The organism is Methylorubrum aminovorans, assembly GCF_022179725.1.
In the GTDB taxonomy this organism is placed as follows: Bacteria; Pseudomonadota; Alphaproteobacteria; order Rhizobiales; family Beijerinckiaceae; genus Methylobacterium; species Methylobacterium aminovorans.
The window spans coordinates 139,610-153,570 of the sequence record NZ_BPRC01000011.1 but is presented as its reverse complement, the minus strand read 5'-3'; the positions used below and the strand labels follow the sequence as shown (position 1 = coordinate 153,570).

The window sequence follows — 13,961 nt, the reverse complement described above, 5'->3', positions numbered from 1 at the left end:
CCGTTCCCGCCGTCATCGCTCACGCGTCACCGCGCTGTCCGGCGCCGCGGCCGGCTGGGCGGGTTCGAGCCGGCGGCGGACGAGGCGGGTCAGCGGCCGCTCCACCCAACGGTGGACGAGGAGCGCCGCCGGCAGGGTCAGCACGACCAACAGGACGAGGCTCGGCCAGGGGCCGAGCGGGGCCGCGAGACCGGTGCGCAGCAGCCCCTCGCGGACCGCCCGCAGAACGAAAGGATGCAGCAGGTAGAGGGCGTAGGAGGCATCACCCAGCCGCTCGGCCGCACCGAGGAGGCGGGCGGCCCCGCCGCCGGGCACGGATTCGGGCCGGTCCCGGCCGAGCACCGCCGCCGCGACGAGGAAGGCCGCGGGCAGGCCCCAGGCGAGGAGGCGGACGCTCGTCTCGGAGGGAGCGAGGGCCAGGCCGAACAGGCCGGCGGCGGCGAGCGCGGCCCGGGACGGCGCGTGGAGGCGAAACCCATCCGCGCGCAGAAGGCCGAGGCCGGCGCCGAAGGCGAATTCGAGCACGATCGGGTCGGACCAGAAGGCGAGGGGGACCGGCGCCGCGGGGGTCAGCTGTCCGGCGAGCACGACAAGCGCCAGGGCGCCGACCAGCCACGCCACAGCCCCGCGCCGGGAGAAGCCGAGGCCGAGGGCGAACAGGGCGTAGAAGGCCATCTCGTAGTTCAGGGTCCAGCCCAGCCCGTAGAGCGGCAGCACCGCACCGTCGGGCCGGGCCATCGGCCAGAACAGGAAGGAGGCGAGGGTGCGCGCCGCGTCCGGCGGTCCGCCCTCGCCGCTGAGCAGGGCGGGCATGGCCAGACCGAGGGCGAGATAGAGCCCGGTCACGAGCCAGTAGAGCGGCACGAGCCGGGCGACGCGGTGGGCGATGAAGCGGCTCCGCGCGCCCGGTCGGCCATAGAGCGGGCCCGCCGCGTGAACGATGATGAAACCGGAAATGACGAAGAAGATGTCGACTCCCGCCGGCCAGGGCAGCCAGTGGCGCGGAATGAAATCAGCTCCCGTCCGTCCGGCCAGGATCGCGGCCTCGTTCTGCGCATGGTGAACGACCACCATCAGCGCAGCCAGGGCACGAAGCCCTTGTACGAGGACCAGTTTTCCCCGAATGGGATCGGGATGAAAAAGCTTAATCAAATTTGGGGAACCAGCCTGGAAGGTCGTCGTTGACGCGTCGAAGTGATCTTCACGGCCTCGACCGGTCCATCCGGTCGTCGAGGCCAGTCCGCATGTCGACAATCCGATATTTGAGGTAAGGTATGCTGAAGAAATACGCTGCTGCGTCCGCTCTCGTCGTTGCCATGGCGACCCCCGCTTTCGCCCAGGTCGGGGGCGATTTCCGCCTGGACGCCATGCAGGCAAATGCCTTCGAGATCCAGTCCGCTCAGATCGCGCTGCAGAAGAGCCGTAACCCGACGGTGCGGGCCTATGCCCGCGAGGCCCTGCGTGACCATCAGGCCGCCAACGTCGCCCTGGCCGGCGGCGAGCGCAACTACATGGCCGCCCGTCAGGCCGGCCCCGGCGGCCTCGTCGGCGGTCTGGTCGAGGCCCCGCTCGCCATCGCCGGCGGCGCGGTCGGCGCGGCCACGGGTGTGGCGACCGGCGTGGTCGGCGGCACCCTGCAGGGTGGCCCGGTCGGCGCGATCGAAGGCGCCGGCACCGGCCTGAGCCGCGGCGCAGCCGCCGGCGCCCGTGCCTTCGACCCGGACACCACCGCGGGCACCACCGTGGTGCAGCCGAACCCGCAGCAGCAGCAGATGCTGGCCGAGCTGAATGCCACGCCGCCCGGCGCCCGCTTCGACCGCCTCTACGGTCAGCAGCAGGTGATGGCGCACCAGATGTCGATCAGCATGACGCAGTCCTACGCCCAGTCCGGCCCGAATCCGGCCCTGCGCAACTACGCCCAGCAGGCCCTGCCGGTGCTCCAGCAGCACTACGCCCAGGCCCAGCGCCTGCCCGGCGCCCGCTAAGGCGACGGTCCTGCGCTCTGATACGGTCTCCGCGTCATCAAAGCGGGGATCGGATCAGCAAGCCCGCGCGGCGCTTGAGGAGATCCCATCGCGCGGGCGCGATGGGATCACGCCGAAAGCCAAATCCGCCATCCCGAAGGGACCAACCGGATTTGGTATGACAGGGATTGAAGGCGGCGGACCGGAGAGTCCGCCGCCTCTTTTCGTGCGCGGGTCTGCGCGGGTCTGATGGACGAGCCGCAAGCGCCGCTCGCCTATCGCGGCGTACGAACACGAAAACGGCGCCTCCGAGATCGGAGGCGCCGCAGACGTGTCGGAGGCGTTGGAGCGGCCGCGAGGCGTCCTACGCCTGGGTGCAGCCGATCAGGGCGGAGGCGGAGAGCGTCTGACCATCGCGCTCGACCACCGACTGGAACTCGCCGGTCTTCGGGTCGCGGATACGCAGCTCGCCGGTGACGATGCCGAAATGCGCGCCGTGCAGGTGCAGCCGGCCGGCCTCGACGGCCTCGCGGATGAAGTCGAAGGTCATCAGGTTCTCGAGGCTCTGGGCGACCATCGCGTATTCGAGGCGGGTGAGGAAGCCTTCCTTGTCCGGGGTGTCGCCGGCCTCATCGAGCTTCTTCTTCGCCGGCTCGACCAGCGAGACCCAACGGCCGATGTAGTTGCCCGACGAGAGCGGGTCGGCGCCGAGCCCCGCGGCCTTGATGCCGCCGCAGGTGGCGTGGCCGAGCACGACAATGTGCTTCACCTTCAGGGCCTGGACCGCGAACTCGATCGCCGAGGAGGTGCCGTGATAGGCGGTGTCGTGTTCGGCGGGCGGCACGATGTTGGCCACGTTGCGGATCGTGAAGATCTGGCCCGGCCCCGTGTCGAAGATCACCTCCGGGGCGACGCGGCTGTCGCAGCAGCCGATCAGCAGCACTTCAGGCTCCTGGCCTTCCTTGCCGAGCGTCTCGTACTTGCGCCGCTCGCTGGGGAGCCGCTCGCCGAGAAAGCTGCGATAGCCATCGGTCAGAACCTGCGGGAACATGGTCGGTTATCCTTTCATCCTTGCTGTCGTGGGACGCGCTAACCAAACGATCTGACGCTCGAAATCCATCCCCTCCGGCAGATGCGCTTGCGCACATCCTGAGTAGCGGGCGTAATTTCATGGCGCGCCCGAAAGGGCCGGATCGAACACGATCCTGCCAGCGACGCGTCAGGCGCCGGACCTGCACGCGTCAGCAGGCCTCGCCGCGGATGGTGGCGGGCCTCTCGCGTGAGAGGGTCAGGCGTTCTGCCAGTCGAGGCGGACGGGCTGGTCCGGAACGTCGCCGGAGGCGATTCGTTGCGCCAATTCGGCCAGTCCGGCGGGCTCGATGCGCTCGGCCGAGGCCGCGAGTTCGGCGAGCGGCCACCAGCGGGTGCCGCGCACGGGGTTGTCCTCGGTCTCGGCCAGCCGACTCGTATCGACGGCGTCGCTCGCGAGCCGGACCACGAAGTAGCGCTCGCGGGCCCAGCGCGGCTTGCGGAACAGGTGGAACGGCCCGTCGCAGACGGCGACGCAGGGCCCGAGTTCCACCTCCGTGACGCCGATCTCCTCCGAGAGTTCGCGCCGGCACGCGGCTTCGTGGCTCTCGCCCGGCTCCAGTCCGCCGCCGGGCATGAACCAGAAGCCGCGGGCCTCGGGCCTGGCCGGGTCGATGGGACGAACGGCCTCGTACTCGATCAGGAGCAGGCGGTTCGCCGGGTCGAAGACCAGGGCGCGGGCGATATCGCGTGTCGGCAAGTCTGCGGGCAGATCTGTGGGCAGGTCCGCGTCGGGGCGGTCGGTCACGGGCTCAACTCCTCACGGCACAGGGCCGGATCGGGGCGGTCACGGGGCTGCGGGCGCCCAGATCACGATCGGCAGACCATAGCTGTCGCGCTCGATCGCGTTGGGAAGCGGTTCGGCGCGGCCCGCAAAGATGTCGCGGGCGACGACGAGAGCCGCCATGGCGTCGAGATGGTCGTCGGCCCCCACGCCTGTCGGCGGTGGCGATCGGACCAGCGCCTCGGGAAGCCCGGCGGCGATCAGCAAGGTCCGGCGCGCGGAAAGCCCTTCGAGGCGGGCCGGGCCCTTCTTGCCCGCGGCGAGACGCCTGTCACCGTTGAGGCGGAAGAAGGCGACCTCCGGATGCACCTCGTGCAGGCGCGTCGCGAGATCCGGCTGCGCGCGGAGCAAGTCATCGACCTCGCGGACGTAGCGCAGGATGTTCCAGCACTGGATCGAGGGCGCGAAGGGCGGCTCGGATGCGGCCCGCGACAGCGCCTTGGCCGCATCGTAGCTCGGGGCATAGACCGCCGCGCGGGGTGGCACCGGGAAGACGCTGGAACGCCCCGCCCCGAGGAACGCCCGCGCCGCCCGATCGGCTGAGCGCCCGCCACCGCTTACCCGGTCGGGCAGGCCGATCGGCACATCGATGCCGGCGCAGACCGGCGCCTCCGGCCCGTCGAGCAGATCGATCACCCGCGGGAAACGGGCGCAGCGCCAGCGCGCCGGATCGTCGAGATCGATCAGGGCACCTGCCCAGGCCCCGCGGCACCCGTCCAGCCCCGCCACCCAGCGCGCCATCCGCTCGTCTCTCCCCTGATCCGTCCCCGCCCAGGATTGCCCTGACCGCCCGGTTCGCGGAAAGCTCGTCCCGCACGCTCATCCAGACGTCGAGAAGACCCCTTTGCCAGATTCCCTCCCGAAGGTCGGCCTCCACCTCCTCGATCCGCGGTTGACCGGATGGGGCTTCCCCCGCTGGGGCAGCGCGGCGGCCGCGGGGCTCGATCTGCATGCCTGCCTCGACGCGCCGCTGCTCCTCGAACCGCAGGCGCCGCCGGCGCTGATCCCGGCCGGCGTGTCGGTGCGGATCGGCGATCCCGACTGGTGCGGGCTGGTCTTTGCCCGCTCCGGCCTGGGGCACCGGGAAGGGCTGGTGCTCGGCAACGGCACGGGCGTGATCGACGCCGATTACGAGGGGCCGCTGATGATCTCCGCCTGGAACCGCAACCCGTCCGGCGGCCGGGCGGCGATCCTCATCGAGCCGGGCGAGCGCATCGCGCAGCTCGTCTTCACCCGCGTCCTGCGGCCGGACTTCGAGATCCGCGAGGGCGCGGCGGAGCCGGATGGGCCACCGTCCGGACGCGGGCAGGGCGGCTTCGGCTCGACCGGTCGGCGCTGAGACAGGACCTGCTCGGACCCCGAATACGGCCTAGCTAAGCCCCGAAGTACAAGTCTGCCGAAGAGTAATCTTGGCCATTCGAAGCCTCGAGCGATATCAAGACAAGCTTCGCCGAGCGAAAATCGAGAGAAAGGGCCGCAGGACGATTGAACTCTTCTGCGCCGCTTCCGTTGGTTCTCCGCATCCACCCGCGAGATGAACCATGGCCGCCCCTCACGACATCCTCGGCTTCTTCGAGCACCGGACCGACGGTGCCTGGGTCTGCGTCCGACCCTTCACGCTCAACACCCGCTCGACCCAGGTCGATATCCGGCGCGGCATGCGCTTCGAGTACGGCCGGCGCGTCGGCGGCCTCGATCTCGCGGAGTATCTGGAACAGCTCGGCTCGCAGTTCGGCTCGTAGTCGAGTCCGGCACACGGTGCTCGGGCGTCACGACGATGCCTGGGCAAGCCGGCAGGCTGGCGCGGCCCGGCTTCCAATGCCAGTGCCGTGACCTTGCGAAGAAATGAACGCCGCAAGGGCCACACGCCATCCTCTCCGACATGACGAGCGCGCCGCCTCTCAGGCGCCGCCCCATTGCATCGTCAATCCGCCATCGACCACGAGGGTGTGCCCCGTCACGTAATCCGAATCCGCACAAGCCAAGTAGAGCGCGGCGCGGGCGATTTCGTCCGGCTGCCCGGCGCGGTGCCACGGGATCCGGTCGAGCGATTGTTCGAGCGTCTCCGTGTGCTCGAAGCGGTCGGCGGTCATCGGCGTCTCGATCAGGCCGGGGGCGATGGCGTTGACGTTGATCCGGTCCTCGGCGAGCTCCCGGGACAGGCTGCGGCAGAGCGAGCCGACGCCTGCCTTCGACATGCCGTAGGGTGCACTGCCCGGGGTCGGCAGGTGCTGGGCGACCGAGGAGACGATCACGATCTTGCCGCCGGCGGGCTTGCCGTTCCCGGCCGCCGCGCGGCGCATGCGGATGAAGGCGCGGGCGCAGAACAGCGGCCCCATCAGGTTGACGCGCAGGATGCGCTCCAGCACCGCGTCGTCCATCTCGGCGACCTCCATACCGCCCATCGCCTGCCCGGCATTGTTGACCAGGATGTCGAGCGTTCCGAGATCGCGTGCGGCCGTGTCGAAGGTCGCGGCGACCGAGGCCGGATCGCCGACATCGTTCCGGATGACGAGCGCCCTTCGGCCGGCGGCCTCAACATGGGATGCGGTCTCGGCGATGCCCGCCGCATCGGTGTTGTAGGTGATCGCGACATCCGCGCCTTCCTGCGCGAACAGGATCGCCGTCGCCCGGCCGATCCCGGAATCGGCGCCGGTGATCAGGGCCCGCTTGCCTTCGAGCTTCATGAGACGTTCCATCCGCGGAAAACTGCCGCTCTCCGATGGTTGCGACGATGCACCGTGCATGGCCGGCACGCGCTTTCGGAAGCGGTGATTCCAGGGCAATCACGGCCGGAGCGACCCGGTTCCGGGACGCAAGCGGAGGCGTTGGAACAGCCTGCCCCTCTGGTGCTTTGTGAAGCCAACCGTTCGCATCAATCCGCTTTGACGCGGCCGGTGTCGAAGCTTAGGTACGAACAACAATGTCCGCCGCCACGGCCCAGATCCTTCCTCCTGTCGAAGATGCCACCCCGACGACGCGCGAGCGGATCGTGGAGACGGCGGCCCGCTCGTTCCAGGAGATCGGCTATCAGAAGACCACGGTCGCCGACATCGCCCGGACGCTGAAGATGAGCCCGGCCAACGTCTACCGGTTCTTCGAGTCGAAGAAGGCGATCAACGAGGCGGTGGTCGAGCAACTGACCGGCGAGATCGAGGCAATGATCGCCACGATCGCCGACGCGCCGAACCTCGATGCGCCGGAGCGGCTCAGCCGGATCATCACCGCGCTCCACGACGATTGCCGCCGCCGCTTCGAGGCGCATCCGCGCGTCCACGAGATGGTCGAGGCGGCGATGAGCGAGAGCTGGGGGGTGTGCCAGGCCCATGTCGACCGCATCGGCGCCGTGCTCGCGCGGGTGGTGGCCGACGGGATGCGCGAGGGTGCCTTCACCGTCGCCGACCCGAAGAGCGCGGCAGCCTGCCTTCAGGCCGGGGTCACCCGCTACTGCCATCCGATGCTGGTCGGCCGGCAGCCCAACACGATCGAGCCGCCGCTGCCGGTGATGATCGCCTTCCTGCTCGGCGCCCTGCGGGCGGCGGGCCGCTGAGGCGGCCGGCCGGGAGAGCTGCAGGAACCTCGTCGAGACCCGCTTCTCGAGACCCGCTTCGTATGTCTCACGAAACGCCCGCTGCGCTGTCCTCGTCAAAGCGAGAACGGCCGGTGTCCGGGAGTTTCACGAGGCACGCTTATTCAGAGGCGGTGCCCGGCGTCGGGGCCGGCTCGGAGACGACGGGCTGCGGGCCGTCATAGCCCTCGATCACCAGGATGTCGGCCTCGGCGCCGCCCTTCTGCAGGGCGCGGGCCGATTGGTAGAGGTCGGAGTTCCAGCAGGCCAGCGCGTCGTCGTAGCTCGGAAACTCGACGATGACGTTGCGCGCCCGCGCCTGTCCCGCCACCGCCTCGAAGGCGCCGCCGCGCACGAGGAAGCGGCCGCCGAAGCGGGCGAAGGCGGCGCCGTTGGCCGCCGCGTAGGCCTTGTAGGCCTCCGCGTCGCTCACATCGACCCGCACGATCCAGTAGCCCTTGGTCATGTCTAAGCGTCCTCCATCTCGGCAACGATTCTCTGCGCGACCGCGCGGGGGTCGTCGGCCCCGGTGATCGGGCGTCCGACGACCACGTGGTCGATGCCCGCCGCCCGCGCCTGCCCCGGTGTCATCACCCGCTTCTGGTCGCCGGCCTCCGCGCCCGCGGGCCGGATGCCGGGCGTCACGATCAGCCGCGACGGGCCGATCCGCTCGCGCACCGCCCCCGCCTCGGCCGCCGAGCAGACAATGCCGTCGATGCCGATCTCGGCCGCCTGCTCGGCGCGGCGCGCGACGAGTTCGGCGACGGGGAGCGCGTAGCCGGCCTCCGCCGCATCCGCATCGTCGTAGGAGGTCAGCACGGTGACCGCGAGGATCTTCAGCCCCGACGTCCGACCGCGCACGGCCGCGCGCATGGTCTGCGGATAGGCATGCACCGTCAGGAAGGTCGCGCCGAGCGCGGAGGCCGAGCGCACCCCCTCCTCGACGGTGTTGCCGATGTCGTGGAGCTTGAGATCGAGGAAGGTCTTCTTGCCCGCGCGCGCCAGCCGCGCGGCGAAATCGAGCCCGCCCGCGTAAGCCAGCCGATAGCCGATCTTGTAGAAGGTCGCGGCGTCGCCGATGCGCGCGACCAGCCGCTCGGCCGCCGCCACGTCGGGCAGGTCGAGGGCGACGATCAGGCGGTCGCGGGGGTCGGCACTCTCCGGCATCGGGCTCTCGTCGGTGACACGCGTCGGTGGCTTGGGCGCGGCAGCGATCCCCCTGCGGGGGCTGCCTGTCAATGACGGAATGGCGGCGACGCGGCGAGGGCGATGTCGGCCGGTCGATCGTCCGACGGGGGCGAGACAGTCGATCCGGATTGTCGCGGGAACCGTTGATTCCGCGCCCGCCGCCGCGGCAGAGACGGCGGGCCGTCGGGTGCTCCCCCGCCCCGGCGCTGGTCTGCTCCCGGCTGCAGCCGGGGCGGACGCGCTCGAACGAATGGCGAGTGATGTTCGCGAACGAAGGGCGTCGAGGCGTCGATGTCATCACGCGGCTGCGACGGTTCGCGCGTTGGCTGGAGCTCCGGGCCGTCGGGCTGATGCCGGAATACTTCGATCCGGCCGAAGGCGCGCGCGCGGCATTCATCATCGCCGTTCCTCTCGTGCTGATCGCCGCCACGGGGGAACGAGGGTTCGGCTGGATCATCTTCGCGGCCTTCTGGACATGTCTCGCCGACACCGGGGGCCCCGAGCGGACCCGGCGCGCGCTGCTGGCGGGTTTCGTGCTGCTCGGCACGCTCACGACCTTCGTGGCCTCGTGGCTGGCCGGGTTGAGTCCGGAGGCGGCCCTCGCCGCGGGACCTGTCCTCGTCGTCATGACCGCGCTCCTGCCGATCCGGTGGAACGCCTCGTCCCTCGTGGCCACGTTGCTCGGTGTCGTGGCGGTCGTGGCGGTCGGCTATCCGAGACCGGCCGTCGAGGCCGCCGTGCTGGCCGGCGCGTTCCTGTGCGGCAGCGCCTGGGCGTTCGTGATCGGGATCCTGGTCTGGCGGACCGATCGCTGGCTGCCGACGCGCCAGGCCGTCACGGCCGTCTATGCACGGCTCCACGACATGGCCTCGGATCTCGTGCATCGGCGCGCGGACAAGCCGCATATCGGGCAGACCCAGCACCGCAGAGCCGTTCGCGGCGCCCTCGAACGCGCTCACCTGCGCTTGGCCCGGATCCAGGGGGACGACGCGGTCGGCGCGGTCAGGCTGCGCAAGGCGCTGCTCGCCGCAGACGAAGTCTTCCACGCGCTCCTGGCGCTGGAGCACCTGCATCCGCGGCTCGATCGGGAGACGAAGGCCATGCTGGAGGCGATACCGCCGCTGCTGCGCGCGAGCGGCGGCACCCTGACGAGCCGGGGGTCCGAGGCCACCGAAGCCGCCGAGGTCGCGCGCCAGGCGGAGGCGCTGAGGCAGCGCGTCGCCGGGCGGCGCGGCGCCGCGGCTGCAGCCATGCGGGCCATGGCGGCGGCGTTGGCCGTCCCGAACGACCGTTCACCCGAGGCTGCGCTCGCCCGCGAACAGGCCTCGGCCGATGCGAGCCGCCGCATCCTCCAGGCCGCGATCCGCAGCGGAACCGGCGTGGGCATCGTCACGCTCGTCGCCCATTGGTTCGCACTCGGCTATCCGTACTGGGCTGCCATGGCCGTGGTCGTGGTCCTGTCCCCGGTGCGGCGGATCAGCTGGAGCCGGGCCATCGAGCGCATGGTCGGCTCCGTGGTCGGCGGCATCCTGGCGCAGATGCTGCTGACACTCGTGTCCTCGTCCCCGCTGCTCATCGGCATCATCGTGGCCGCGACGGCCGCCACGATCGCGGTGCGTTCGGTGAACTACACGCTGTTCGTCGTCTTCCTCACCCTGCTGTTCGTCCTGACCATGGGCGTGCTGAATCCCGGCCACGGGATCGCGTCGGCGCGCATGCTCGACAACATCCTCGGGAGTTTCGCGGCGATCACGGCGACGGTTCTCGTCTGGCCCGAACGGCCGGCCTCCACGGCAGCGCTCGCCGGTGCGGCGCTCACGGCGAACCGGGCCTATCTCGACGCCGTCCTATCGGGGGACCCGGCGCTGATCGCGACGACCCGCCGTGCCGCCGGGATCGCCAGCACCGAGGCCGAGATCGCCTTCTATGCCCCCGACCGGATTCTCGGGGCAGCGCCGACGGAGGCCGACATCGCCGACCTCATGGCCGCGCGCCGGCTAGCCGGCGAGGCCGCCGCCCTCTGGTACGACCGAAGGGCCGCTTCCGATTCTCCCGAGACCGACGACCCCGCCCCATCCACGTCCTCAGCAAGGACGGGTGCCTGACGGATGCCCTGCCGCGGCTCGCCGTTCACGCGAGCGGCGAGCGAGCCGCCTCACGCCAGCGTATCCGCCATCACCCGTACCACCTCGGCGCGCAGCACCGGCAGAAGCTCGGCCTCGAACCATGGGTTCGTCCGGAGCCAGCCGTTGTTGCGCCAGGAGGGATGCGGCAGGGGCAGCACCCGCGGCCGGGCGGACGCCGCGAGGATGGCGCGCCAGCCGGCGACCGTTTCGGTGAGGCCGCCGGGTCGCGGCCCGAGGTGCCAGGCTTGCGCATACTGGCCGATCACCAGGATCAGATCGAGCTGCGGCAGACCGGCGAGGAGGTCGGCCCGCCAAGTTGGCGCGCATTCGCGACGCGGCGGCCGGTCGCCACCCTTGGCGTCGAGGCCGGGGAAGCAGGCACCCATCGGCAGGATCGCCACCCGCGCGGGATCGTAGAAGGCCGCCTCGTCGAGCCCGAGCCACGCCCGCAGGCGCCGGCCCGACGGATCGCTGAACGGGATGCCGCTGCGATGCGCCCGGTTGCCCGGCGCTTGGCTCGCGATCAGCAGCCGCGCGGTGGCCGAGCCCTGCACCACGGGGCGCGGCTCGTGCGGCAGGGGTGCGCCGGAGAGCGGCGCGTCGCGGCAGAGCCGGCAGGCGCGCAGGCGGGCGACGGTGGCGTCGAAGGTTTTTTCGGAGACGACGGACATCGCCTGGAAGATGGGGCGGGTCGGCCGGGCACGCGATGCGTCACCGCGCCCGAAGCCCGTCGGCACAATCGCCCGGCTTCCTCAGAGATGGCGTTTGAAATCCATCCGCTGATGAAGGATGCGGATGACCTCGACGCCGCCATCGGCGCCCATGCGGTAGAACAGAATGTGCGACCCCACGGAGAGGCGGAGATAGCCTTTGCGAATCTCGTCGGCCGTCCGGCCTTGGACCGACCCCTCAGCCAGTCGAGCGAAGCTTCCGGCCAGAAGGCGGATGTAGCGATCGGCCTGATCCGCACCCCAGCGTTCGGCCGAGTCGTCCCAGATCCGGCCGAGATCCGCACGCGCCCTCGGCGAGAGGCGGACGCTCACCCTCGGGCCGCGCCTGCACGCTTTTCCCGGAGGAAGACCTCGGGATCGAAGGGCTCCGGCGGACCGCTCTCCTCACCCTCGATCAGCGCGGCCCGCAGCCTCTCGACGGCGGCCTCTCGCTCTTCGAGCAGGCGAAGGCCTGCGCGAACCACTTCGCTTGCAGACCCGTAACGTCCCCCCTCGACCTGACGGTCGATGAACTGCGCGAAGTGCTCGCCGAGTGAGACGGACGTGTTTCGCGGCATGAAGCGCCCTCCGAGCGGCAACGTGTACCCGATTTTGGTATTTTGCAATCTCGGCGGGCCAACGGGGCCGAGTTGCGGCGCGCGATGCGTCACCGCGCCCAGCCCGCACGGATACCGTGGGCGACCGCCTCCACGAACAGACGGGTCTTGGCCGGCACGAGGCGGCCCGGCGAAAGGACCGTGCGATGCCGCGTGGCCGGCGGGGCGCTGCCACGAGCAGGATGCGGTCGCTGTTGCTCCGGGGCGGCCCTGCCTCCATCGATTGCAGGATTGCCCGCACAAGCTTGGCACGAATCGCGCAGGCCCTACCTCACCTACCGCGCGCATCCGGCGCGCTGAGGGAGGCCCGCTTGGCAGGTTCACGCGCGTCACGGTTGGGGGCGGGCGTCGGCCCGAAACATCCGCAGGTCGTCGTCCTCGTCGGCGCCACCGGCGATCTCGCCCAGCGGAAATTGCTGCCCGGCCTGTACCACCTGTTCAGCGCCGGCTTCATCCCCGACCTGCGGATCGTCGGCGTGTCGCTCGATGACATCGGCGTCGAGGCGTTCCGCGAACGCGCCCACAAGGCGATCGACCGGTTCTTCACCCGACAGGCCAGGGACGGGGAATGGGCGGCTTTCGCCGAGCGGCTCGACTACGTGCCGCTCTCGGCCGGCGCCGCGGCGCTCGCCGAGGCGGTGGGGCGGGCCGAGGCGAGCCTCGGGCAGGAGAGCCAGCGCCTGCACTATCTCAGCGTGCCGCCGGCGGCCGCGCTCACCGTGGTGCGTCTGCTCGCCGAGGCGGATCTGGCGGCCGGCTCGCGCATCGTCATGGAGAAGCCGTTCGGCACCGATCTGGAGAGCGCGGTGGCGCTCAACGAGCGGCTGCACGAAGTCTTCTCCGAGGACCAGATCTTCCGCATCGACCACTTCCTCGGCAAGGAGCCGGCGCAGAACATCCTGGCCTTCCGTTTCGCCAACGGCCTGTTCGAGCCGATCTGGAACCGCACCTTCATCGACCACGTGCAGATCGACGTGCCGGAGACGCTCGGGCTCGGCACTCGCGCCGCCTTCTACGAGGCGACCGGCGCCTACCGCGACATGGTGGTGACCCACCTGTTCCAGATCCTCGGTTTCATGGCGATGGAGCCGCCGACCTCGCTCGAACCGGGCCCGATCTCGGAGGAAAAGAACAAGGTGTTCCGCTCCATGCTCCCGCTCGACCCGCGCGAGGTGGTGCGCGGGCAATACGCCGGCTACCGCGACGAGCCCGGCGTCGATCCGCAATCGGACACCGAGACCTTCATCGCCCTCAAGTGCCGCATCGACAATTGGCGCTGGGCGGGGGTGCCGTTCTTCCTGCGCACCGGCAAGCGGATGGCGGAGGGGCAGCGCATCATCTCGATTGCCTTCCGCGAACCGCCCAAAAGCATGTTCCCGGTCAATTCGGGTGTGGGCGCACAGGGACCCGACCACCTCACCTTCGATCTCGCCGACGCCTCGAAGATGTCGCTCTCGTTCTACGGCAAGCGGCCGGGGCCGGGGATGCGGCTCGACAAGCTCTCGCTTCAGTTCAACATGAAGGACACCGGCCTGATGGGCGAGGTGCTGGAGGCCTACGAGCGGCTGATCCTCGACGCCATGCGCGGCGACCACACGCTCTTCACCACGGCCGAGGGCATCGAGCGGCTGTGGGAGGTCTCGACGCCGCTGCTCGAGGCGCCCCCGCCGGTGCGGCTCTACGCGCCGGGCTCCTGGGGCCCGAAATCGATCCACCAGCTCGTGGCGCCGCAGGCCTGGCGCCTGCCCTTCGAGCGGGAATGGCGCAACACCGACGAGCAGGGCTGAACGCCGACCACGATCCAAAGGGTCAGGGTGCTCGCAAAGCGCCTGCCGTACCGTCGTGTTCGAAGAGGAACGCCCGATGTCCGGGAGACGCCCGATCGCGGTGAGCAGCTCAGCTCTGCCGGCTGCGC

General features: G+C 70.4%; 16 protein-coding genes. 6 read left to right on the top strand and 10 right to left on the bottom strand.

The annotated features are described in order from the left end of the window. Nucleotides 1–12: 12 nt before the first annotated feature. A complete protein-coding gene (locus MFF24_RS16490) occupies nucleotides 13–1,152 on the bottom strand; it encodes an acyltransferase family protein (protein WP_283214515.1) in 1,140 nt (379 codons plus the stop codon). Between the two features lie 122 nt (nucleotides 1,153–1,274). On the opposite strand from MFF24_RS16490, the gene MFF24_RS16485 reads away from it, so the two are divergent. After that, nucleotides 1,275–1,985, top strand: coding sequence for a DUF4142 domain-containing protein (locus MFF24_RS16485; protein WP_133088009.1), 711 nt, complete (start codon nucleotides 1,275–1,277; stop codon nucleotides 1,983–1,985). A 343-nt stretch (nucleotides 1,986–2,328) separates the two neighbouring features. Here MFF24_RS16485 and MFF24_RS16480 read toward each other — a convergent pair whose 3' ends face one another. The 3 genes from MFF24_RS16480 to MFF24_RS16470 form a co-directional block, all read right to left on the bottom strand. Next, a complete protein-coding gene (locus MFF24_RS16480) occupies nucleotides 2,329–3,015 on the bottom strand; it encodes a carbonic anhydrase (protein WP_108939509.1) in 687 nt (228 codons plus the stop codon). Between the two features lie 237 nt (nucleotides 3,016–3,252). After that, complete coding sequence (locus MFF24_RS16475) at nucleotides 3,253–3,801, bottom strand: NUDIX hydrolase (RefSeq protein WP_238225674.1); 549 nt, start codon at nucleotides 3,799–3,801, stop codon at nucleotides 3,253–3,255. Between the two features lie 39 nt (nucleotides 3,802–3,840). Beyond that, on the bottom strand, nucleotides 3,841–4,578 hold the full coding sequence (locus MFF24_RS16470; RefSeq protein ID WP_238225672.1) for a DUF429 domain-containing protein: 738 nt from the start codon (nucleotides 4,576–4,578) through the stop codon (nucleotides 3,841–3,843). A 103-nt stretch (nucleotides 4,579–4,681) separates the two neighbouring features. On the opposite strand from MFF24_RS16470, the gene dut reads away from it, so the two are divergent. Both dut and MFF24_RS16460 read left to right on the top strand, forming a co-directional pair. Next, nucleotides 4,682–5,176 (top strand): dUTP diphosphatase, encoded by a 495-nt coding sequence (gene dut, locus MFF24_RS16465; protein ID WP_238225670.1) that lies wholly within the window; start codon nucleotides 4,682–4,684, stop codon nucleotides 5,174–5,176. Between the two features lie 202 nt (nucleotides 5,177–5,378). Next, on the top strand, nucleotides 5,379–5,579 hold the full coding sequence (locus MFF24_RS16460) for a hypothetical protein (protein ID WP_096484556.1): 201 nt from the start codon (nucleotides 5,379–5,381) through the stop codon (nucleotides 5,577–5,579). Nucleotides 5,580–5,738: 159 nt separating this feature from the next. On the opposite strand, the gene MFF24_RS16455 is transcribed toward MFF24_RS16460, so the two are convergent. Next, on the bottom strand, nucleotides 5,739–6,524 hold the full coding sequence (locus MFF24_RS16455) for an SDR family NAD(P)-dependent oxidoreductase (RefSeq protein WP_238225667.1): 786 nt from the start codon (nucleotides 6,522–6,524) through the stop codon (nucleotides 5,739–5,741). Nucleotides 6,525–6,760: 236 nt separating this feature from the next. On the opposite strand from MFF24_RS16455, the gene MFF24_RS16450 reads away from it, so the two are divergent. Further along, complete coding sequence (locus MFF24_RS16450; protein ID WP_108939505.1) at nucleotides 6,761–7,387, top strand: TetR/AcrR family transcriptional regulator; 627 nt, start codon at nucleotides 6,761–6,763, stop codon at nucleotides 7,385–7,387. A gap of 139 nt (nucleotides 7,388–7,526) precedes the next feature. Here MFF24_RS16450 and MFF24_RS16445 read toward each other — a convergent pair whose 3' ends face one another. Both MFF24_RS16445 and pyrF read right to left on the bottom strand, forming a co-directional pair. Further along, nucleotides 7,527–7,871 carry a DUF1330 domain-containing protein gene (locus MFF24_RS16445; protein WP_108939504.1) on the bottom strand — a complete coding sequence of 115 codons (345 nt, stop codon included), beginning with the start codon at nucleotides 7,869–7,871 and terminating at the stop codon, nucleotides 7,527–7,529. A 2-nt stretch (nucleotides 7,872–7,873) separates the two neighbouring features. Continuing rightward, complete coding sequence (gene pyrF, locus MFF24_RS16440; RefSeq protein ID WP_238225665.1) at nucleotides 7,874–8,572, bottom strand: orotidine-5'-phosphate decarboxylase; 699 nt, start codon at nucleotides 8,570–8,572, stop codon at nucleotides 7,874–7,876. A gap of 281 nt (nucleotides 8,573–8,853) precedes the next feature. Between pyrF and MFF24_RS16435 the strand changes: the two genes are divergently transcribed. Next, nucleotides 8,854–10,698 carry an FUSC family protein gene (locus MFF24_RS16435; RefSeq protein ID WP_238225663.1) on the top strand — a complete coding sequence of 615 codons (1,845 nt, stop codon included), beginning with the start codon at nucleotides 8,854–8,856 and terminating at the stop codon, nucleotides 10,696–10,698. 50 nt (nucleotides 10,699–10,748) lie between these two features. On the opposite strand, the gene MFF24_RS16430 is transcribed toward MFF24_RS16435, so the two are convergent. The 3 genes from MFF24_RS16430 to MFF24_RS16420 all read right to left on the bottom strand — a co-directional run bounded on the left by MFF24_RS16430 (nucleotide 10,749) and on the right by MFF24_RS16420 (nucleotide 12,007). After that, nucleotides 10,749–11,390, bottom strand: a complete 642-nt coding sequence (locus tag MFF24_RS16430) for a uracil-DNA glycosylase family protein (protein ID WP_238225730.1) — start codon at nucleotides 11,388–11,390, stop codon at nucleotides 10,749–10,751. Nucleotides 11,391–11,471: 81 nt separating this feature from the next. Then, complete coding sequence (locus tag MFF24_RS16425) at nucleotides 11,472–11,762, bottom strand: type II toxin-antitoxin system RelE/ParE family toxin (RefSeq protein WP_238225661.1); 291 nt, start codon at nucleotides 11,760–11,762, stop codon at nucleotides 11,472–11,474. After that, a complete protein-coding gene (locus MFF24_RS16420) occupies nucleotides 11,759–12,007 on the bottom strand; it encodes a type II toxin-antitoxin system ParD family antitoxin (RefSeq protein WP_238225659.1) in 249 nt (82 codons plus the stop codon). The genes MFF24_RS16425 and MFF24_RS16420 overlap by 4 nt, the downstream gene beginning before the upstream one ends. A 350-nt stretch (nucleotides 12,008–12,357) precedes the next feature. Between MFF24_RS16420 and zwf the strand changes: the two genes are divergently transcribed. Then, nucleotides 12,358–13,833, top strand: coding sequence for a glucose-6-phosphate dehydrogenase (gene zwf / locus MFF24_RS16415; protein WP_238225656.1), 1,476 nt, complete (start codon nucleotides 12,358–12,360; stop codon nucleotides 13,831–13,833). Nucleotides 13,834–13,961: the final 128 nt, after the last annotated feature.